22 protein-coding genes are annotated in these 18,331 nt (G+C 73.3%); 9 read left to right on the top strand and 13 right to left on the bottom strand.

Annotated elements, in window-relative coordinates; all coding sequences use genetic code 11:
- Positions 1–100 precede the first annotated feature (100 nt).
- Genes ACN27B_RS02155 through ACN27B_RS02145 form a run of 3 tightly spaced genes read left to right on the top strand, consistent with a single transcriptional unit; the run spans position 101 to position 1,356 of the window.
- On the top strand, positions 101–547 hold the full coding sequence (locus ACN27B_RS02155; RefSeq protein ID WP_099164088.1) for an SRPBCC family protein: 447 nt from the start codon (positions 101–103) through the stop codon (positions 545–547).
- Positions 544–894 carry an ArsR/SmtB family transcription factor gene (locus ACN27B_RS02150; protein WP_099164089.1) on the top strand — a complete coding sequence of 117 codons (351 nt, stop codon included), beginning with the start codon at positions 544–546 and terminating at the stop codon, positions 892–894. Before ACN27B_RS02155 ends, ACN27B_RS02150 begins: the two co-directional genes overlap by 4 nt.
- Before the next feature lie 18 nt (positions 895–912).
- Entirely contained in the window at positions 913–1,356 is a 444-nt protein-coding gene (locus ACN27B_RS02145; RefSeq protein WP_099164090.1) for an SRPBCC family protein, read from the top strand.
- Here the strand turns inward: ACN27B_RS02145 and ACN27B_RS02140 are convergent.
- A complete protein-coding gene (locus ACN27B_RS02140) occupies positions 1,340–2,068 on the bottom strand; it encodes a hypothetical protein (protein WP_422743254.1) in 729 nt (242 codons plus the stop codon). The two genes, ACN27B_RS02145 and ACN27B_RS02140, sit on opposite strands and share 17 nt — an antisense overlap.
- 85 nt (positions 2,069–2,153) lie before the next feature.
- On the opposite strand from ACN27B_RS02140, the gene ACN27B_RS02135 reads away from it, so the two are divergent.
- A complete protein-coding gene (locus ACN27B_RS02135) occupies positions 2,154–2,537 on the top strand; it encodes a hypothetical protein (protein ID WP_422743253.1) in 384 nt (127 codons plus the stop codon).
- Between the two features lie 110 nt (positions 2,538–2,647).
- Here the strand turns inward: ACN27B_RS02135 and ACN27B_RS02130 are convergent, their stop codons facing one another.
- The 3 genes from ACN27B_RS02130 to ACN27B_RS02120 all read right to left on the bottom strand — a co-directional run bounded on the left by ACN27B_RS02130 (position 2,648) and on the right by ACN27B_RS02120 (position 5,796).
- The gene (locus tag ACN27B_RS02130; RefSeq protein ID WP_099164092.1) at positions 2,648–3,535 is read right to left on the bottom strand and encodes a glycine betaine ABC transporter substrate-binding protein; all 888 of its coding nucleotides are present in this window, start codon (positions 3,533–3,535) and stop codon (positions 2,648–2,650) included.
- Positions 3,536–3,610: 75 nt separating this feature from the next.
- Positions 3,611–4,504, bottom strand: coding sequence for an ABC transporter permease (locus ACN27B_RS02125; protein WP_091572396.1), 894 nt, complete (start codon positions 4,502–4,504; stop codon positions 3,611–3,613).
- A complete protein-coding gene (locus ACN27B_RS02120; RefSeq protein WP_422743252.1) occupies positions 4,501–5,796 on the bottom strand; it encodes a quaternary amine ABC transporter ATP-binding protein in 1,296 nt (431 codons plus the stop codon). Before ACN27B_RS02120 ends, ACN27B_RS02125 begins: the two co-directional genes overlap by 4 nt.
- 515 nt (positions 5,797–6,311) lie before the next feature.
- On the opposite strand from ACN27B_RS02120, the gene ACN27B_RS02115 reads away from it, so the two are divergent.
- Entirely contained in the window at positions 6,312–6,926 is a 615-nt protein-coding gene (locus tag ACN27B_RS02115; protein WP_099164095.1) for a biliverdin-producing heme oxygenase, read from the top strand.
- A gap of 54 nt (positions 6,927–6,980) precedes the next feature.
- Here ACN27B_RS02115 and ACN27B_RS02110 read toward each other — a convergent pair whose 3' ends face one another.
- Positions 6,981–7,562, bottom strand: a complete 582-nt coding sequence (locus ACN27B_RS02110; RefSeq protein WP_099164096.1) for a TetR/AcrR family transcriptional regulator — start codon at positions 7,560–7,562, stop codon at positions 6,981–6,983.
- Between the two features lie 71 nt (positions 7,563–7,633).
- Here ACN27B_RS02110 and ACN27B_RS02105 point away from each other — a divergent pair, with 71 nt between their 5' ends.
- Positions 7,634–8,839: an FAD-dependent monooxygenase gene (locus ACN27B_RS02105; RefSeq protein WP_422743246.1), complete on the top strand. Its 1,206-nt coding sequence runs from the start codon at positions 7,634–7,636 to the stop codon at positions 8,837–8,839.
- Between the two features lie 3 nt (positions 8,840–8,842).
- On the opposite strand, the gene ACN27B_RS02100 is transcribed toward ACN27B_RS02105, so the two are convergent.
- Positions 8,843–9,373, bottom strand: a complete 531-nt coding sequence (locus ACN27B_RS02100) for an SRPBCC family protein (RefSeq protein WP_422743244.1) — start codon at positions 9,371–9,373, stop codon at positions 8,843–8,845.
- A gap of 2 nt (positions 9,374–9,375) precedes the next feature.
- Positions 9,376–9,684 (bottom strand): ArsR/SmtB family transcription factor, encoded by a 309-nt coding sequence (locus ACN27B_RS02095; RefSeq protein WP_172967944.1) that lies wholly within the window; start codon positions 9,682–9,684, stop codon positions 9,376–9,378.
- Between the two features lie 87 nt (positions 9,685–9,771).
- Here ACN27B_RS02095 and ACN27B_RS02090 point away from each other — a divergent pair, with 87 nt between their 5' ends.
- Positions 9,772–10,701 carry an LLM class F420-dependent oxidoreductase gene (locus tag ACN27B_RS02090; RefSeq protein WP_422743241.1) on the top strand — a complete coding sequence of 310 codons (930 nt, stop codon included), beginning with the start codon at positions 9,772–9,774 and terminating at the stop codon, positions 10,699–10,701.
- An 878-nt stretch (positions 10,702–11,579) separates the two neighbouring features.
- Here ACN27B_RS02090 and ACN27B_RS02085 read toward each other — a convergent pair.
- Positions 11,580–11,951 carry a hypothetical protein gene (locus ACN27B_RS02085; RefSeq protein WP_422743239.1) on the bottom strand — a complete coding sequence of 124 codons (372 nt, stop codon included), beginning with the start codon at positions 11,949–11,951 and terminating at the stop codon, positions 11,580–11,582.
- Between the two features lie 67 nt (positions 11,952–12,018).
- Between ACN27B_RS02085 and ACN27B_RS02080 the strand changes: the two genes are divergently transcribed.
- Positions 12,019–13,245, top strand: coding sequence for an FAD-binding protein (locus ACN27B_RS02080; RefSeq protein ID WP_422743237.1), 1,227 nt, complete (start codon positions 12,019–12,021; stop codon positions 13,243–13,245).
- 2 nt (positions 13,246–13,247) lie between these two features.
- Here ACN27B_RS02080 and ACN27B_RS02075 read toward each other — a convergent pair whose 3' ends face one another.
- The 5 genes from ACN27B_RS02075 to ACN27B_RS02055 all read right to left on the bottom strand — a co-directional run bounded on the left by ACN27B_RS02075 (position 13,248) and on the right by ACN27B_RS02055 (position 16,769).
- Entirely contained in the window at positions 13,248–14,387 is a 1,140-nt protein-coding gene (locus ACN27B_RS02075; RefSeq protein ID WP_099164102.1) for a site-2 protease family protein, read from the bottom strand.
- Between the two features lie 68 nt (positions 14,388–14,455).
- Positions 14,456–14,875, bottom strand: a complete 420-nt coding sequence (locus tag ACN27B_RS02070) for a PIN domain nuclease (protein ID WP_422743235.1) — start codon at positions 14,873–14,875, stop codon at positions 14,456–14,458.
- Positions 14,872–15,081 (bottom strand): type II toxin-antitoxin system VapB family antitoxin, encoded by a 210-nt coding sequence (locus ACN27B_RS02065; protein ID WP_099164104.1) that lies wholly within the window; start codon positions 15,079–15,081, stop codon positions 14,872–14,874. The genes ACN27B_RS02070 and ACN27B_RS02065 overlap by 4 nt, the downstream gene beginning before the upstream one ends.
- Positions 15,082–15,172: 91 nt before the next feature.
- Positions 15,173–15,886, bottom strand: coding sequence for an alpha/beta hydrolase (locus tag ACN27B_RS02060; RefSeq protein WP_422743233.1), 714 nt, complete (start codon positions 15,884–15,886; stop codon positions 15,173–15,175).
- 139 nt (positions 15,887–16,025) lie between these two features.
- A complete protein-coding gene (locus ACN27B_RS02055) occupies positions 16,026–16,769 on the bottom strand; it encodes a TetR/AcrR family transcriptional regulator (RefSeq protein WP_099164963.1) in 744 nt (247 codons plus the stop codon).
- A gap of 106 nt (positions 16,770–16,875) precedes the next feature.
- On the opposite strand from ACN27B_RS02055, the gene ACN27B_RS02050 reads away from it, so the two are divergent.
- Entirely contained in the window at positions 16,876–18,321 is a 1,446-nt protein-coding gene (locus ACN27B_RS02050) for an MFS transporter (protein WP_422743230.1), read from the top strand.
- Positions 18,322–18,331 lie beyond the last annotated feature (10 nt).

The following is an 18,331-nucleotide window of genomic DNA, read 5'->3' as shown; positions in this document are numbered from 1 at the left end:
GCACACGACGCTGGCACCACCACGCACATGCAACAAATGGTTGCGCGTCGGGCCGGGGGCGGCTAGCGTCATGTGCAACCAACGGTTGCAGGAGGTTGCCATGGAGTACGGGACCATCGAGCGGGAGATCTTCGTCGAGGCGTCGCCCGACATCGTCTTCGAGGTGGTGAGCAGCCCCGAGCACCTGTCGAGATGGTGGCCCGACGAGGCCCGCTACACCCCGACCCCCGGCGCGCCCGGGGAGATCGTCTTCGGCGACACCGTCGTCCCGTTCACCGTCGTCGAGGCCCGCCCGCCCCGGACGTTCTCGTTCCGCTGGACCCACCCCGCCGGCGAGACGCCGGTGGAGGGCAACTCGCTGCTCGTCACGTTCGAGCTGACCCCGTCGGGCGCCGGCACCCTGCTGCGGATGACCGAGACCGGCTTCCGGGAGATGGGCTGGGAGATCGCCGTGCTGGAGCAGCAGTACCGGGACCACGTCAGCGGCTGGGACCACTTCCTGCCGCAACTGCCGCCCTACGCCGCGACGCTGGCCGTCCGGCCGTGACCAGCACCCTGGTCGAGCCGGTCGACGACGACCTGTGGTCCGCGATCGGGGACCCGACCCGCCGCCGGATGCTCGACCTGCTGCTCGCCGAGGGCGGCGGCACCGCCACGTCGCTGAGCCGGCAGATGCCGGTGACCCGCCAGGCGGTGGCCAAGCACCTCGGCGTCCTGGACCGGGTCGGTCTGGTCCGGGGCGACCCGGCCGGCCGCGAGCGGCGCTACCGCGTCGACGACGCCCAGCTCGCCCGTGCGGTGGCCCAACTCGCGTCGGTCGGCTCCGCCTGGGACGCCCGCCTGCGGCGGATCAAGCGGATCGCCGAGGAGATCCAGCGCACCCAATCGGAGTGACGAGACGAGGAGATCGAGATGGTGGACATCCTGCACCGGATCGGGGTGCGGACCCCGGACCCCGCGACGGCGTACGAGGCGTTGACGACCGTCGACGGACTGGCCGGCTGGTGGACCGACGACACGACGGGCAGTCCCGAGGTCGGTGGCGTCCTGGAGTTCCGCTTCCCGCCCGGCGGGTTCGACATGGAGGTCGTCGAGCTGCGGCCGTCCGAGCGGGTGGTCTGGCGGGTGGTGGACGGCCCGCCGGAGTGGGTCGGCACCACCGTCGAGTGGGACCTGCGCCAGGACGGCGACTGGACGATCGTGCTCTTCGCCCACCGGGGTTGGCGTGAGCCGGTCGAGTTCATGCACCACTGCGGCACGAAGTGGGGGTCCTACCTGCTGAGCCTGAAGTCGCTGGTGGAGACCGGCGAGGGCGCGCCGTCGCCGCGCGACGTGCGGATCAGCGACTGGCACTGAGCGGATCGGGCCCGGGGCCGGCGAGCAGGGCGCCGTGTTCGGTCCAGAGCCACCGCAGATAGGCGCGCAGTCGCTCCGGGGTGGCGATCCAGCCCTCGTCCGGATAGCGGAGCAACCGGCTGACCTCGCCGGCCACCAGGTCGTACCCGCACGCCCCGGCCTCCGGCACCGGGGCGTGCGGGGCGACCGCCACGGGCAGCGGGACCATCGGCACCCGCAGGCCGGCGTCGTCGGCGGCCCGCAACACGGTGAGGTAGACCCGGACCAGGTGGTACGGGGAGACGACCAGCGCGAGACTGCCGATGCCCAGCTCCCGAACCCGGTCGAGGATCCACCGGGCCTGCTGTCCGGTGTCGCCGGCCGGCTCGGCCTGGAGCACGACCCCGTCGACCCGGCGCAGCCCGAGCGCCCGCAGGCGATCCAGCGTGAGCGGGCGGTAGGTCCGCTCGGCCGGGTTGGTGCTCGCCACCAGCAGGTGGCGCAGCGCCCGGTCGGCTTCCCAGGCGCGGATCGCGTCGGTGAGGCGCCAGTCCTCGCCCTGGCCGGTGGGGACCACCAGCGCGTCCACCCGTGTCGCGGCGCGCCCGGGCAGGGTGAGGATCATGGTGACCGCCTCCAGCAACGCCAGGAACCGGTCGGCCGGGACGTCCGCGAGCGCCCCCGCCGGCACGACCCGCGGCAGCGCGCCCGGCGGGCGGGACACACTCGTCACGCCTGGAGATCCTGCCAGCACCCCACCGGAAACGAGTACGGATGCTCATCCGTCCGCCCACCCCGGCCCGGCAGGATCTCCAGGTGTGACGACGAGACGTGCGGTGCTCGGCGGGCTGATCCTCGCGGCGGCCACGGCCGGCGCCTGGTGGGCCTGGCTGAGCTGGGAGTCCGGCTGGATCGTGGACCCGGAGACCGGCGCGGCCGGCGGACCGTACGCGGTCCGGCAGGTGGCCGCCGCGGTGCTGACCCTGGTGGCGCTCGCCGTGGCCGGCGGCTGGTGGCTGAACACCTGGCTGGTCGCCTCGGTGATGACGGTGGCGTTCACCGTGCCGTGGGCGGCGCACGCCGCCGCGGGCGACGACAGCGGCCTGTGGGCGATCGGGGCGGCGCTGGTGGCGATCGGCACCGCCATCGGGGCGACGGTGGTCGCCGGCGGCACCGGCTGGCTGCGCCGGCGGGCGGCCTGACGGGGCGACATCGAGATGCCGGGCGACGACCGGGCCGCTGTCTAGGATGGCGGCATGGACGGCCAGGGGCCCGCCGAACCGGCGGGGCCCCTGGGGTCACTGACGTTCGCTCAGGCGAGCGTCTTCAGGTAGTCGGGGTTGGCCTTCAGCCACTCCTCGACCGCCTTCTTCTCGTCGCCCTTGTGCGTGTTGAACATCAGGTCCTCCAGCGACGCGAGCTGGTCACCGTCCATCTTGAACTTCTTCAGCATCGCGGCGACCTCGGGGAAGTCCTCGCTGAAGCCCTGCCGGCCGAACGTGTTGATCTGCTCGGCCTTGCCCAGCGTGCCCTTCGGGTCGGTCAGGTCTTTCAGCTCGTACTTGGCGTAGGCCCAGTGCGGGTGCCAGAGCGTGACCACGATCGGCTTCTTGTCCGCGATGGCGCCGTCGAGCGCGGCCAGCATGGCCGGGGTGGAGGACGTCTTCAGCTTCATCGAGCCGTCCAGGCCGTACTGCGGGAGCACCTGCTCCTGGGTGGCCTTGGTGAGGCCGGCGCCGGGCTCGATGCCGATCATCTCGCCGCCGAACGTACCGGCCTTGCCGGCCAGGTCGGCCAGCGAGTCGACGCCCTCGACGTACTTCGGCACCGCGATGCTGAGGCTGGCGTCGTCGTGCCACACGCCCAGCTTCTCCAGCTTGTCGCCGTACTTCTCCACGTAGGAGGCGTGGGTGAGCGGCAGCCAGCCGTCCAGGAACAGGTCGATGTCGCCGTTCGCGAGGCCGCCGTAGACCAGCCCGGCCTCCAGGTTCTTGAGCTGGACCCGGTAGCCCTTGTCCTCCAGGATGTGCTGCCACAGGTTCGAGGCGGCGATCGCCTCGTCCCAGGCCATGTAGCCGATGGTGATCTTCTTGTCGGCGCCGGACGCGTCGTCCGACTTCTCGCCGCAGGCGGCCGCGCCGCCCAGGGCCAGGGTGGCGGTCACCGCCAGCGCGAGCACGCGCTTCACTGTCGTGAACACAGAATTTCCCTTCCTTTCGGGGTGCCGGCGGTTCCGCGTACGCGGAACCAGGGGTGCCGGCGGGGAGGGCGACGGTCAGGCGGCCTCGCGCGCGAGGCGCTGGGCCCGCGCGGAGGGGAACCGGTCGCCCACGGAATCGGTGAGCCGGTCGAGCACGACGGCGAGGACCACGACCGCGATCCCACCCTCGAAGCCGCTGCCCACCTCGACCTGGGAGAGCGCGAACATGATCACGTCGCCGAGTCCGCCGGCGCCGACCATGCCGGCGATGACCACCATGGACAGGGCCAGCATGATCACCTGGTTCACGCCGGTCATGATCGTCGGCAGCGCCAGCGGGAGCTTCGTCCGCAGCAGCACCATCCACGGCGGCGCGCCGAAGGACTCGGCCGCCTGCACGATCTCCTTGTCGACCTGGCGCAGGCCCAGCTCGGTCAGGCGGACGCCGGGCGGCATGCTGAACACCAGCGTGGCGAGCACGCCCGGCACCGTGCCGATGCCGAAGAAGAAGATCGCCGGGATCAGGTAGACGAACGCCGGCATCGTCTGCATCAGGTCCAGCACCGGCCGGGCCAGGGCGGAGGCCCGCCTGTTCTCGGCCACGAAGACGCCCAGCGGGATCGCCAGCAGCAGGGCGAGCACGCTGGCCACGAGCACCTGCGCGAGCGTGCTCATGGTCTCCTCCCAGTACGGCATCCCGGCCACCAGGCCGAGGCCGACCGCGGTGCCGAGGCCGAACTTCCAGCCGCGCAGCCACCAGCCCAGGGCGGCCAGCACCGCGACGACCGCCACGGCGGGTACGCCGTTGAGCAGCTGGTCGAGCGGGCTGACCAGGGCCTCGACCACGGACGCGACAGCGTCGAAGACCGGGCCGAGGGTACGGGTGGCCCAGTCCACCGCGGACTCCGTCCACTCACCCAGCGGGACCCGGGGCAGGGCGGCGTCGAGCGGGGATTCGCGCAGACTCATGCCGACATCTCCTTGTCGCCGACCAGCTCCGCCTCGGCGGGCCCGGTCGCGGGCTCGGCCGGTCGCGGGACCGGCGGGTGCGGGGCCGACGCGTGCGGCGCCTCGTCCGGGGTGGCGCTGGCGAGCGCGCTGAGCAGGGTGATCCGGGGGATCACCCCGGTCAGCCGGCCCCGGTCGTCCAGGACGGCCACCGGGTGCTGGCTCTCCGCGCAGTCGGCGAACAGGTCGGCCACGGCGGTGTCCTCGGTGACGGTGCGGACGCGCTCGCCCGAGACGTACCCGTCGAGGTTGGTCCGGTTCTCCCGCAGCGCGCGCAGCACCTCGTCCTCGGTGACCGTGCCGAGGAACCGCTTCCCCGGCCCGGTCACGTAGACCACCGAGGTCTGGCTCTCCCGCAGTGCCCGGGCGGCGACCCGGGGGCCGGCGTTGACGTCGAGGACGTGGTGCGGCTTCTCCATCACGGAGGCGGCGGTCAGGATCCGGGTCCGGTCCACGTCGGCCACGAACTGCGCCACGTAGTCGTTCGCCGGATCGGTGAGGATCTCCTCGGCGGTGCCGATCTGGACGATGCGGCCGTCGCGCATCACCGCGATCCGGTCACCGAGGCGCATCGCCTCGTTGAGGTCGTGGGTGATGAAGACGATCGTCTTGCCCAGCTCGGCCTGCAACTCCAGGAGCTGGTCCTGGATCTCGCGCCGGATGAGCGGGTCGAGCGCCGAGAACGCCTCGTCCATGAGCAGGATGTCGGTGTCGGCGGCCAGCGCCCGGGCCAGGCCGACTCGCTGGCGCATGCCGCCGGAGAGGTCGTGCGGGAGCTTGTCCGCCCACTCGGTCAGCCCGACCATGCGCAACGCGTCCATCGCGCGTTCCCGCCGCTGCGCCTTGGGCAGGCCGGCGACCTCCAGCGCGTAGCCGGCGTTCTCCAGCACGGTGCGGTGCGGCATGAGCGCGAAGTGCTGGAAGACCATGCTGACCTTGTCCCGGCGCAGCTTGCGCAGCGCGGCCGGCTTGAGCGAGGTCACCTCGACCCCGTCGATCCGGACGCTGCCCGCGGTGGGGCGGAGCAACCCGTTCAGCATCCGGATGAGGGTCGACTTCCCGGAGCCGGAGAGGCCCATCACGACGAAGATCTCGCCGGGGCGTACCTCGAAGGTCGCGTCGATGACGGCGGCCGTGGCCGGCAGGCCGGCCAGCGCCTCGGTGCGCGGTGCGCCGCCCGCCAGGCGTTCCACCGCTTCGTCGGCTCGGTTCCCGAATATTTTGTAGAGCGACTTCACTGCGAGCGCGGACACGATCCCCTCTCCGACGCCGGCCACCGCGGATCGCGCCGGTGGAGGCTGTCTTCGCGTCTCGTCCGTCATATCAACATCGGTCACGTTGTCTGGGCCGTGAGGGCCGGCCGAGAAACCTACCGACGTCATCGCCGCAAATCCAGTCGGGACTGCGGGGAATGTGGAACTGCACACAAAAAACGGCGGTCGAATTCGGTCGTCCGGGCCTTCGGGTGAGCCCGCCCGCACGCTCGGGAGGTGCGTTTTCCCTGATCAGGATGCTTTCTGTCCGAGCTGGCCCGGCGGCGTGAACGTCGGTGAGCGGCACTCTCGAATATGAAGGCGCCGATAGCAAATCGTCGCGTGATTGTCATATTCGGATCCGGTCGAGCAACCGGCGGGTGGTGCGGGAAAGGGGACGCGCCGGACCGCGTGTCGAATTCCGTCGAAACGATTGACGGGAATGTGGCGAGGTGAGGACCACGTCGTGCCACTCCGGTCGACGGGCGCTGGACGGGTCAGGACATACTCGCCGGATGTCCGATCAGGTCCGGCCCCGGCGGGTGGCGGCGGTGGTGTCGCCGATGTTGACCGCGCTGCGCGAAGGCACCCGCGACCACCACGTCGTGGTGGAGCGCCGACTGGCCCTGCCCGACCGGATCCGTGGCCGGGCGGACCTCGGCGGCACGCTCGCCGCGCTGCTCGCCGCCTGGGCGCCGCTGGAACGGGACCTCGCCGCCGCCGACTGGACCGGGTTGCCGGTCGGTGCCCGGCTCGGTGAGGCCGCCGCGCTGCTCCGGGCGGACCTGGCCGCGCTCGGCGTTGGGGGCGGAGTCGCGGCCGACCGGACGTCCGGCGTCCGCCTGGACACCACGCCCCGGGCGGTCGGCGGCCGGTACGTGCTGCTCGGCAGTGCCCTGGGCGGCAGCGTGATCGCCCCCGTGGTGGAGCGCCGGCTCGGCCTGGCCGAGGGGGAGGGGACACGCTTCTTCCGGCGCAGCGGTCGTGCCCCGGGTGCCGACTGGCGGGACTTCCGTCAGGCGCTGGCCGGGCGCGACTGGTCGTCCGCGGAGCGGCACGACGCCGTCGAGGCCGCGCGGCAGACCTTCGAGTTCGTCGGTCGTACCGCGGCCGTCCGGCCCTCGGGCTGACGGCGGCCCGTTCGGCGGCGGTCGTGCCGGTGGTGCCCCGGCCGAACCGGCTCGTCAGGCCGGGCCCAGCTCCCGGGCGACGGTCCGCAGGGCCCGGGTCAGCTCCTTCGCCGAGGGCGCGGCGTCCGGGTCGACCAGCCACTGGGCCGCCACGCCGCCGAGCAGCGCCTGGTGGAACGCGCCGAGCTTGAGCGCGGTCGCCTCGTCCGTGTCCGGGTCGAGGCGGTGGAACACCTCGGCCAGCCCGAGTCGCGCCCGGCGGTTGGCGGCGGCGAACGCCGCGCGCAGGTCGGGGGAGCGGTCCATCCGGGCGATCAGCTCGAACTGCACCGCCCACAGGGGACGCAGCCGGGCGAACGACTCGATGATCCGTTCCCAGGCCAGCTCGAACCGCTGCTCGGGGTCGGCGTCCGGCCCGGCGTCCCGGGCCAGCGCGCGGTCCAGTTCCTCGCCCCACTCCGCCATCGCGCCGACGAGCGCCTCGTCGAGCAGGGCCCGCGTGGTGCGGAAGTGGTAGCCGATGGCGGCCAGGCTGGTGCCGGCCGCGGTGGCCACGTCCCGGGCGGTCGTGGCCGCGTAGCCCTTCTCGATCAGGCAGCGCTTCGCCCCGTCGAGCAGGTCCTCCCGATTACCCATGCCGGACAGCGTACCGAGGTGTTGCAATTCTGTCTTGCACAAACGTCTGACACGCTTGTACCGTCGGCGGCATGACCGATGTGCTGATCTCCGGCGGCGGTGTCGCCGGCTGCGCCCTCGCCTGGTGGTTGCGTCACCACGGCTTCCGACCCACAGTCGTGGAACGGGCCGCCGCGCCCCGCGACGGCGGCTACAAGGTGGACGTCCGGGGCGCCGCCCTGACCGTGCTGGACCGGATGGGCCTGACCGGTTCGGTCCGGGCGCACGACACCGGCATGCGCCTGGCCCGATTCCTCGACCGGCGCGGCCGGCAACTCGCCACCATGGACGCGGCCCTCTTCGGCGGCCGCACGGGAGGCGACGTGGAGATCATGCGCGGCGACCTGACCCGGATCCTGCGGGCGGCGACCGGAGACGTGGAACACCGCTTCGACGAGTCGATCACCGCGCTGCGCCCCACCGCCGACGGCGTGGACGTGACGTTCGCGCGGGGCGCGCGCCGCCGCTTCGACCTGGTGATCGGCGCCGACGGACTGCACTCGACGGTACGACGCCTCGCGTTCGGCCCGGAGTCGGCGTACCTGCGCCCTCTCGGGCACCACATCGCCATCTGCACCGTGCCCGCCGGGTTCGGCGAGGAGCGGGTCGAGCTGCTGCACCCGGCCCCCGGGCGGACCGTCGGCGTCTACCGGACCGCCGGCGCGCCCGACGCCCGGGCGCTCTTCCTCTTCCGCTCGCCGGCCGACGCCCCCGACCACGGCGACGCCGCCAGGCAGCGGGCGTTGCTGGGGCGGGCGTTCGCCGGCTCGGGATGGCGGGTGCCCGAGCTGCTCGCCGCGCTGCCGGACGCGCCGGACCTCTACCTCGACGCGATGAGCCAGGTCCGGATGGAACGCTGGTCGTCCGGCCGCGTCGGCCTGGTCGGCGACGCCGCCCACGCCGCCTCGCCGGCCTCCGGCCAGGGCACCAGCCTGGGACTGGTGGGCGCGTACGTGCTGGCCGCCGCGCTGGCCGAGGCGGGCGGGCAACCGGCGGCCGGATTCGCCGCGTACGAGCGTCGGATGCGGCCGTTCGCCGCGGCGAACCAGGCCCTGGCCGAGCGCAACCTGAAGGGGATGGTGCTCGGCTCGGCCACGCAGATCCGGTTCCAGACGTCGATGCTGCGCCTCCTGCCGCGCCTGCCGGGACGGGAGCGGATGGTCAGCCGGGTGGCCGAGCCGATCCGGCGGGCCTCGGACGCGATCACGCTGCCGGACCCGCCGGCCCGCGCGGTCTGAGGCTCAGGGGCGGTCCAGGCGTTCGGCGTACGCGTCGCGCAGCTCCGCCCAGCCGAAGTCCTTCGCCTCCGCGCCCCGGATCGGGCCGACCGGATCACCGTCGAGCAGATGACCGGCGACGTCGAGGCAGAGATGCCAGCCGGCGGCCACCATCGGGGCGAGGTCGGGCCGGTCGATCCGCTGCCGGACGGTGAGCGTGGTGCCGGCGCCGGCCGGGGCCAGCTCCCAGCGGAGCAGGGCGTCACCCCAGGTGTACTCCAGCAGGCGTGGCCGGTCGGCGCGCAGCACGCGGGCCGGGGCCGGGTGGGCCCGGTCGCCGTCGACGGTGCGCAGCGTGGTCTCGCCAGGGCTGCCGAGGTCGTGGTCGGACCGGAACGGCGCCCACTGCGCCAGCTGTTCCGGGTCGGTGAGGGCGGCCCACACCTTCTCCGGCGGGTGCCGGAGGTCCCGGACGAGCACCAGGTCCCACCGGTCGCCCCCGGGGACCAGCTCGACGTCGGCGAGCGGGCCGGGGCGGAAACTGTCGCGCTGCATGGTCACTCCTGACTGTCGAGGTGGCGCTCCAGGGCGTCGAGGTGCGTGTCCCACATCCGCCGGTAGGGCCCGAGCCAGTCGTCCACCGCCCGCAGCGGTCCGGTGTCGACCCGGTATATCCGCCGCTGCGCGGCGGTGCGGCAGGTGACCAGGCCGGCCTCGCGCAGCACCCGCAGGTGCTTGGAGACGGCCGGCTGGCTCATCCCCAGCGCGTCCACCAGGTCGCCGACGCTGCTCTCCGCCCGGCGCAGCCGGTCGAGGATGCGGCGGCGGGAAGGTTCGGCCAGTACGGCGAAGGCGTCCACGGACACGCTGGCAATATGCCTCACTGGTTATATGACTGTCAAGGAATGCAGGCGGGCGCTGCCGCGTCGCCGTCGGGTCCATATGCTCGGGGCATGGAACTGCGGATCTTCACCGAACCCCAGCAGGGGGCCAGCTACGACCAGTTGCTCGCCGTGGCGCGCCGCGCGGAGGAGACGGGGTTCGGCGCGTTCTTCCGCTCCGACCACTACCTGAAGATGGGCTCGGTGAGCGGGGCCCCCGGTCCGACCGACGCCTGGACCACCCTCGCCGGCCTGGCCCGGGACACCACCCGGATCCGGCTCGGCACGCTGATGAGCGCCGCCACCTTCCGCCTGCCCGGCCCGCTGGCCATCACCGTGGCGCAGGTCGACCAGATGAGCGGCGGCCGGGTCGAGCTGGGCATCGGCACCGGCTGGTACGCCGAGGAGCACAGCGCGTACGGCATCCCGTTCCCGGCACTGGGGGAGCGGTTCGACCGGCTGGAGGAGCAGCTCGCGATCATCACCGGGCTCTGGTCCACCCCGCCCGGGTCGACGTTCGACTTCCCCGGCACCTACTACCCGGTCAGCGACTCGCCGGCGCTGCCCAAGCCGGTGCAGCGGCCCCGCCCGCCGATCCTGCTCGGCGGCATGGGCCCGAAGCGCACGCCCCGCCTGGCGGCCCGCTACGCCGACGAGTTCAACCTGCCGTTCGCCTCCGTCGACGACACGAAGGCACAGTTCCAGCGGGTACGCGACGCCTGCGCCGCGATCGACCGGGACCCGTCCACCATGACCTGGTCCAACGCGCTGGTGCTGTGCTGCGGGCGCGACGACGCCGAGGTGGCCCGACGCGCCGAGGCGATCGGCCGGGATCCCGACGAGCTGCGCGCGAACGGCGCCGCCGGCACACCTGCCGAGGTGGTCGACACGCTCGGTCGGTACGCCGAGACCGGCAGCGATCGCGTCTACCTCCAGGTGCTCGACCTGGCCGATCTGGACCACCTGGAGCTGGTCGCCGCCGAGGTGATGCCGCAGCTCTGAGCCCCGGCTCGGCCTGGCTCGGTTCGGCCTGGCCTGGCCTGGCTCGGTTCCGCCTGGCTCGGTCCGGCTTGGTCCGGCTCGGCTCGGTCCGGCTTGGTCCGGTCCGGCTCGGCTCGGTCCGGCTCGGCTCGGCTCGGTCCGACTCGGCCCCGAGCTTCCTCAGCCGGCCCAGCACGGTCGGGAGGAGATTTCTCGCCAAGCGCGATATGACTCAGAGTCATAATTATGACTCTGAGTCATATGGGTTCGAGGTGACACTGCTTCTGACGGAGCGTTGCGGAGGGTGACCGTGCGCTCGGAACAGCGGCTTGTTGTCGGGCGAGCGATTCGCTGAGCCTCCGTGGCCAGGTGAGAGTCGAGCTGGCTGACAGCCGGCGTTGAAACCGGGGCGGCGCGGGACGGCCCTGCGACCGGGGCGGGTGCCTGATGGGACCGACGGACGCCGGCCCGCCGGACGCGCCTGAGGGCGGGGCGGAACCGGGATGCCGGACGACCCGCGCCGGAACCGATGGCCGGAGACCGGGCCCGGGCCGGAACCGATGGCCGGGACCGAGGGCGGGCCGGGCTGGGGTTAGGACCGGGCAGGGCAGGACCGGGCAGGGCAGGGCAGGACCGGGCAGGGCAGGACCGGGCAGGGCAGGACCGGGCAGGGCAGGACCGGGCAGGGCAGGACCGGGCCGAGGCAGGGACCGGGCATGGCCGGGGCAGGGACCGGGCATGGCCGGGGCAGGGACCAGGCCATGGCCGGGGCAGGGACCAGGCCATGGCCGGGGCAGGGACCAGGCCATGGCCGGGGCAGGGCGGATCGGGGCGGGTCCGGAGCACGCCGGGACGGCCTGGCGTCGCACCTTGGGCGGGCCGTGGTCGGCCGGGCCGGGTCAGCCGGCCGTCGCCCGCCGCACCGTGTCGAGCCGGCCGTCCCGGTCGCTGTCCAGGTATGTGACGTCCGGGACGCCGTCGCCGTCCAGGTCGACCTGCACGACGTCGGCCACGCCGTCGCCGTCGAGGTCGATCACCACCTCGACGGATCCGTCCAGGTGCCGGGTCACGATCGACCGGCCCTGCCCGGAGCGCGGCGGCGGGCCCGGCCGGGGCACCGGGTCCGGCTCGGGCTCCGGCGTCGGCGTCGGGGCCGGCGCGGTCGCGTCAGGCGCCGCGCCGATGAGGTCGGGGTCCACCCCGGTCGGATCGATCTCCTCCTCCGACGGGTACACGTCGCCGCGGAGGCTCGGGTCGCGGTAGCTGCTCATCCGTCCAGGATTCCCGCTCGGCCCCCGGAGCAACCCTGTCCGCGCCGGATGGCGCATGATGCAGCCCATGACCGACACCAACTGGGCCGGGAACGTCCGCTGGTCGGCGCGGGACCGGCACCGGCCGACCTCGGTGGACGAGGTGCGCCGGCTGGTCGCCGGGGCGGACCGGGTCCGGGCCGTCGGCACCGGCCACTCGTTCAACCGGCTCGGCGACACCGCCGGCACGCAGGTCACGCTCGCCGGCCTGCCGCCGACCGTCGCGCTCGACCCCGACCGGCGCACCGTCACGGTCGCCGCCGGCGTGCGCTACGGCGACCTGGCCACCGCGCTCCACAACCAGGGGTACGCGCTGCGCAACCTCGCCTCGCTCCCGCACATCTCGGTGGCCGGCTCGGTCGCCACCGCCACCCACGGATCCGGCCCGGCGAACGGCAACCTGGCCACCGCCGTGGCGGCGCTGGAGCTGGTCACCGCCGACGGTGACCTGCTCACCGTCGACCGTACCGACCCGAGGTTCGCCGGGCTGGTGGTCAACCTCGGCGCGCTGGGCGTGGTCACCCGGCTCACCCTCGACGTGGTGCCCACGTTCGCGGTACGGCAGTACGTGCGGCTGGGCCTGCCCCGCGCGGCGCTGGACGAGGCGCTCGACGCCGCGTACAGCGTCAGCGTCTTCACCGGGTGGCGGTCGGACCGCTTCGACCAGGTGTGGATCAAGCAGGACGCCGACCAGGCGCCGCCCCCGGCCGACTGGCTGGACACGGTGGCCGCCGACACGCCCCGGCACCCGGTGCCCGGCATGTCGCCGGAGCACTGCACCGCCCAGCTCGGCGAGGCCGGGCCGTGGCACGAGCGCCTGCCGCACTTCCGGCTCGGCTTCACCCCGAGCAGCGGCGACGAGCTGCAGTCCGAGTGGCACGTGGCCCGCGCCGACGCGGCGGCGGCGCTCGCCGCGCTCGACCCGGTCGCCGGGCGGATCGCCGCCGTGCTCCAGGTCTGCGAGCTGCGGACGGTGGCCGCCGACGAGCTGTGGCTGAGCCCGAACTTCCGGCGGGACACGCTGGCGGTGCACTTCACCTGGGTCGGTGACCCGGTGGCGGTGGCACCGGTGCTGGCCGAGGTGGAGCAGCGGCTCGCCCCGTTCGCGCCGCGCCCGCACTGGGGCAAGCTCTTCGAGCGTGATCCGGCGCCCGCGTACCCCCGGCACGGCGACTTCCGGGCCCTGCTGCGCGAGTTCGACCCGGACGGGAAGTTCCGCACCCCGGAGATGGACGTCTACTTCCCCCGCGACTGATCTCAGCGCCCGGCGGGCATCTGCTGGCGCAGGCTGCCGCGCTGCACGGCGCGGCTGATGTCGCTGGGCGAGACGATCCCGACCAGCCGGTCGTCGACCACCACCAACGCCCGGCCGTCGGTGCACTCGTTGAGCCGGGGGAGCAGGTCGTTGAGCTGCTCGTCCGGGCGGGCGAGCACCAGCTCGTCGGCCCGGCAGGACACCTCGGCCAGCGTGGTGGAGGCGCGGCGGTCCGCCGCGATGCCGCGTACCCGGTCGAGCGTGACCAGGCCGACCGGCCGGCCGTCGGCGGTCAGTGGCAACGTCGAGTGCCGGTACGCGAAGAGGTAGTGGTCGACGAAGTCGGCCACGGTCAGGTCGCCGGACGCGGTCTGCGGCTGCGGCGTCATCACGTCGCCGACCCGGATGCCGCGCAGCGCGTCGCCCATCCGGGCGGCGCGCTCCTCCTGGCCGGCGGCGCCGATCAGGAACCAACCGATCAGCGCCAGCCAGAGCCCGCCGAACCCGGCGCCGACCAGGAACCGCCACAGCCCGAGGCCGATCAGCAGGATGCCCAGCACCCAGCCGGCGCGCGCGGCCACCACCGAGGCCCGGGTCCGGTCGCCGGTGGCCTTCCACACCGCCGCGCGCAGCAGCCGCCCGCCGTCCAGCGGCGCGGCCGGCAGCACGTTGAAGACCGCCAGCAGCACGTTGATGCCGGCCAGCCAGGACAGCGCACCGAGCAGCAACCCGCCCCCGCCGGCCGCCGCGACCGCCACCGCGATCGTGCCGAACACCACGCCGATGATCAGGCTGACCAGGGGCCCGACGCCGGCGATCCGCAGCTCGGCGCCCGGGTCCTTCGCCTCGCCCTTCAACTCGGCGACGCCGCCGAAGAGCCAGAGCGTGATCCCCTCGACCTCGATGCCGTTGCGCTTGGCCACCACCGCGTGCGACACCTCGTGGGCGAGCAGGCCGACGAAGAAGACCACCGCGGCGGCCAGGCCGGCGGCGACGTAGGCGAGCGTCGAATTTCCCGGGTACGAGCGCGGGAACAGGCTCGCCGACAGCGACCAGGCGATCAGCACGAAGATGACCAGGACGCTCCAGTTGACGCCGACGGGTACGCCCGCGATCCGGCCGAGCCGGAAACTCGCCCTCATGTCCCTGTCATACCCGGCGCGGGCACCCCCACACCAGGGCCGAACGGCACCGCGCCGTGGCCCACCGATCAAGCAGCGGTTCCGGCCGGCGCCACCCAGGTCGTCGGCTGACCGGTGATCGCCGTGATCAGGTCGAAGTCGCCGTCGTAGTGCAGCACCGTCGCACCATGTCGTTCGGCGGTGGCAGCGATCAGCAGATCGGCCATCGAGAGCGCCCGGTGGCTGCGCTTGTGCAGCGCCTTCACCTGTACGTCGATCGCTCTGTCCCAGATGTCGTCAGGCATCGGAAGCCAGTCGAATCCGCGCAGCAACCATCGGACCCGTTGCGCCTCCTTGGCCGAGCGGGCGCTGTGCACGACCTCGATCTCGATCGCGCCGCAGACAGCCAGCAGACCCCGATCGGACAACTCGTCGAGCACCGGCGCCACAGCTGGCTTCGGCCATCTGGCCAGCGCGGACTTGTCGAGAAGATAGTGCTCGCGCGTCATGCCGCTTCGTGCTTCGTCGCCTGCTGCGGGTCGGTGAGGTCCGGCAGGCCGCCGCTCTTGAGCCAGTCGGCGAACTCCCGCCGCTTCTCGCGGTTGACCACTGCCTGCAGTGCGGCGTTGACGGTGGCCTTCTTGGTGCCGGTGCCGAGGATCTCGGCAGCCTCGGCCAGGAGATCGTCATCGACGTCGAGGATGGTTCGGGACACCGTGTGCTTCCTCCTCCGGCAGGCGAACGGTGCCATGATATCAATTTCTCCCGGCGGAGATATATCCTGCTGCTTTCCGATTCGTCGCGGGTCAGTGTCGAGGCGCCTCGCTGACCACGGTCGGGGAGAACTCGTTCGCCGCCTCCACCGCCCACTCCAGCGCGAAGTCCGCCTCCTCCTCCCAGCCCGGTTCGCCGCCGACGAAGTGTGACCGGCCGGGGAACTCCCGGTAGCTGGTGATCGCGGTGGAGCTGCGGTAGAGGTTGGCCAGGCTGACGGCCAGCGACGGCGGGATGACGTGGTCCTCGCCGCCGGCGGTGATCAGCAGCGGGGCGCGGTCGGCGCGCGTGCGGTCGATCTCGGTGGCCGAGTGCGGGTCCAGGTTGGCGAACGAGCCCTCGAACAGCACGTGCCCGGCGCCGGGGACGGCGTACCGCTCCCAGGCGGCGTCGGACTGGTCCTGGCTGATCGTGTTGCCGAAGGCGTACCGGAAGTCCTCGGCGGTGAACGGCACCGCGCGGTGCCGGTTGGCCGGGTTGTGCAGGATCGAGAAGCCGGAGCGCAGCGTGCTCAGCGGTAGCTTGAGCACGCCCTTGACCGGCGCGGGGTGCACGCCGACGACGGCCGCGCCGAGGCGGCGGTCGAGCAGCAGTTGGGCGATCAGGCCGCCGAACGAGTGCCCCATGACGATCGGCGGGCGGGGCAGCTCGCGGATGATCGCCGCGTAGTGGTCGACGATCGTGGCGATCCGCTGCCCGGCGATCGGGGTGGGGTCGGCGCGCAGCTCGGCCGGCTCCCGGTCCATGCCGGGCCAGGCCGGGGTGAGCACTCGGAAGCCGCGCCATAGCGCTCGGCCCAGTGCTCCCAGCTGCGTGAGGTCATCCAGAGCCCGTGGATGAGCACGATCGTGTCGACCCGTCCCGTCGGTACACCCATGCCGCGGGTTACCCGGCCCGGTGGCCCTCACTCCCGGCCGGCGCCGTCGCGGCCAGCCCGTCGATCAGCAGGTCCAGGCCGAAGCCGAAGCGCTCGTCCCCACCGCCGGCCATCAGCTCGTCCAGGTGGCCCAGGATGCGCGGGTACGTCGGCGCGGGCAGGCCCTGGTAGTACGCCCGGAGCTGCCGGTGCATGTTCGCCCACCACGTGGGCGGGTCCTGCCCGGCGGCGCGGGCCTTCTCCGCGTACAGCGCGCCCTCGTAGGCGTCGCCGGCGATGTAGAGGAAGAGCCGGTCCAGGAACCAGGCCGCCCGCTGGGGCGGCACGCCGCCGGCCAGCAGGATCTCCAGCATCCCCTCGGTGACACGCAGTGCGTTCGGGCCGGTGGGGATGGTGGCGAGCGAGGCGAGGGCCAGGTTGGTGTGGGTGGCGTACACCCGGTACGCCTGCCACGCGACCTCGCGGATCTGCTCGGCCCACCGCGCCGGGTCCGGCGCCGGGACCACGATGTCGGCGCTGGCCCGGTCGACCAGCAGTTCGAGCAGCTCCTCCTTGCCGGAGACGTGGGCGTAGAGCGACGCCGGCCCGGTGCCCAGCTCCTGGGCGACCCGCCGCATGCTCAGCGCGCCCAGCCCTTCGCGGTTGATCAGGGCGAGCGCGGTGTCCACCACCGCCTGCTGGCTGAGCGGGCGGCGGGGGGCCGGCCGGCTGCGGGCGCGGGTACGCCACGGCGGGGCGGGCTGGTCGCTCACGGACACCTCCGGCGGTCGGGACTCGAACATCGTACTTGCCGCGAACGCCGTTCGTTGCTAGAACGGTGTTCGACAGCGAACACTGTTCGACTCGATCGGGGGAGCCATGACCATCGAAACCGCGACGCCGGAGCGGGCGGGCGCGCCCACCACCGGCCACCGCTGGCGCTGGATCGCGCTCGCGGTGATCCTCAGCGCCGAGGTGATGGACCTGCTCGACGTGCTGGTCACCAACCTCGCCGGCCCGGCGATCCGGGCCGACCTCGGCGGCTCGCCCGCCGTCATCCAGTGGCTCGGCGCCGGCTACACCCTGGCCATGGCCGTCGGCCTGGTCACCGGCGGCCGGCTCGGCGACCTGTACGGCCGGCGCCGGATGTTCCTGGTCGGGGTGCTCGGCTTCACCGCCGCCTCGGCCCTGTGCGCGCTGGCCGCCGGCCCCGGCACGCTGATCACCGCCCGCGTCGTGCAGGGCCTCTTCGGCGCCCTGCTCCTCCCGCAGGGGCTCGGCCTGATCAAGGAGATGTTCTCGGCGAACGAGCTGGCCGCCGCCTTCGGCGCCTTCGGCCCGGTGATGGGCCTCTCCGCGGTCGGCGGTCCGATCCTGGCCGGGTGGTTGGTCGACGCCGACCTGGCCGGCACCGGCTGGCGGGCCATCTTCCTGATCAACGTGCCGCTCGGCCTGCTCGCCGCGCTCGGCGCGCTCTGCTTCCTGCCCGAGTCCCGGGCCACCCGGGCCACCCGCCTCGACCTGCCCGGCGTCCTGCTCGTCTCGCTCGGCGCGGTGCTGCTGGTCCATCCACTGGTGCAGGGACGGGAACTGGGCTGGCCCTGGTGGACGCTGGCCATGCCGGTCGGCGCGGTCCTGGTCCTCGCGCTCTTCGCCCGCTACGAGCTGGCCCGCCAGCGCGCCGGCCGCGACCCGCTGGTCGTGCCGACGCTGTTCCGTCGCCGCGCGTTCACCGGCGGGCTGGTCGCGGGCCTGGCGTTCTTCACCGCGCTGACCGGCTTCTCGCTGGTGTTCAGCCTCTATCTCCAGCTCGGCCTGGGCTGGTCACCGCTGCGCACCGGCCTGGCCTCGGTCCCGCAGGCGCTCGGCATGGTGCTCGCGTTCGTGCTGGCCGGCGCCGGCCTGGCGCGGCGTCTCGGCCGGCGGCTGATCCACCTCGGCCTGGGGGTGGTGGTGGCCGGCGTGGCCGGGATGCTGCTCACCCTGCGTCTGGTCGGCGACGACGTCACCCCGTGGCGGCTGACGCCCGCGCTGCTCGCGGTCGGCTTCGGGATGGGGTTGGTGATGGCGCCCTTCTTCGACATCGTGCTCTCCGGGGTGGACGAGGAGGAGACCGGCTCGGCCTCCGGCACGCTCACCGCCGTCCAGCAGCTCGGCGGCGCGCTCGGCGTGGCCCTGCTCGGCACCGTCTTCTTCGACGTCGCGACGGCGGGGGTCGGCCACGCCGTGCGGGTCACCCTCGTCGCGGAGCTGGGCCTGCTGCTGGTGACGATCGCCGGCGCGTTCCTGCTGCCCCGCCGCGCCCGCGAGGGCGTCGCACACTGACCAGGCGCGC

Origin of the sequence: Micromonospora sp. WMMD754, from assembly GCF_049315235.1 — a bacterium.
Classification (GTDB): Bacteria; Actinomycetota; Actinomycetes; order Mycobacteriales; family Micromonosporaceae; genus Micromonospora; species Micromonospora sediminicola.
Note: the sequence above shows the minus strand (reverse complement) of the source record. Positions and strands in the feature narration are given on the sequence as shown.

Excerpts from the sequence above, each read along its gene's own strand:
- ACN27B_RS02060 (WP_422743233.1), bottom strand. The coding sequence starts at position 15,886 with ATGGACCGGGAGCCGGCCGAGCTGCGCGCCGACCCCACCCCGATCGCC.
- ACN27B_RS02110 (WP_099164096.1), bottom strand. The coding sequence starts at position 7,562 with ATGGGTAATCGGGAGGACCTGCTCGACGGGGCGAAGCGCTGCCTGATC.
- ACN27B_RS02145 (WP_099164090.1), top strand. The coding sequence starts at position 913 with ATGGTGGACATCCTGCACCGGATCGGGGTGCGGACCCCGGACCCCGCG.
- ACN27B_RS02115 (WP_099164095.1), top strand. The coding sequence starts at position 6,312 with ATGTCCGATCAGGTCCGGCCCCGGCGGGTGGCGGCGGTGGTGTCGCCG.
- ACN27B_RS02100 (WP_422743244.1), bottom strand. The coding sequence starts at position 9,373 with ATGCAGCGCGACAGTTTCCGCCCCGGCCCGCTCGCCGACGTCGAGCTG.
- ACN27B_RS02125 (WP_091572396.1), bottom strand. The coding sequence starts at position 4,504 with ATGAGTCTGCGCGAATCCCCGCTCGACGCCGCCCTGCCCCGGGTCCCG.
- ACN27B_RS02090 (WP_422743241.1), top strand. The coding sequence starts at position 9,772 with ATGGAACTGCGGATCTTCACCGAACCCCAGCAGGGGGCCAGCTACGAC.
- ACN27B_RS02105 (WP_422743246.1), top strand. The coding sequence starts at position 7,634 with ATGACCGATGTGCTGATCTCCGGCGGCGGTGTCGCCGGCTGCGCCCTC.
- ACN27B_RS02075 (WP_099164102.1), bottom strand. The coding sequence starts at position 14,387 with ATGAGGGCGAGTTTCCGGCTCGGCCGGATCGCGGGCGTACCCGTCGGC.
- ACN27B_RS02085 (WP_422743239.1), bottom strand. The coding sequence starts at position 11,951 with ATGAGCAGCTACCGCGACCCGAGCCTCCGCGGCGACGTGTACCCGTCG.
- ACN27B_RS02070 (WP_422743235.1), bottom strand. The coding sequence starts at position 14,875 with ATGACGCGCGAGCACTATCTTCTCGACAAGTCCGCGCTGGCCAGATGG.
- ACN27B_RS02050 (WP_422743230.1), top strand. The coding sequence starts at position 16,876 with ATGACCATCGAAACCGCGACGCCGGAGCGGGCGGGCGCGCCCACCACC.
- ACN27B_RS02155 (WP_099164088.1), top strand. The coding sequence starts at position 101 with ATGGAGTACGGGACCATCGAGCGGGAGATCTTCGTCGAGGCGTCGCCC.
- ACN27B_RS02080 (WP_422743237.1), top strand. The coding sequence starts at position 12,019 with ATGACCGACACCAACTGGGCCGGGAACGTCCGCTGGTCGGCGCGGGAC.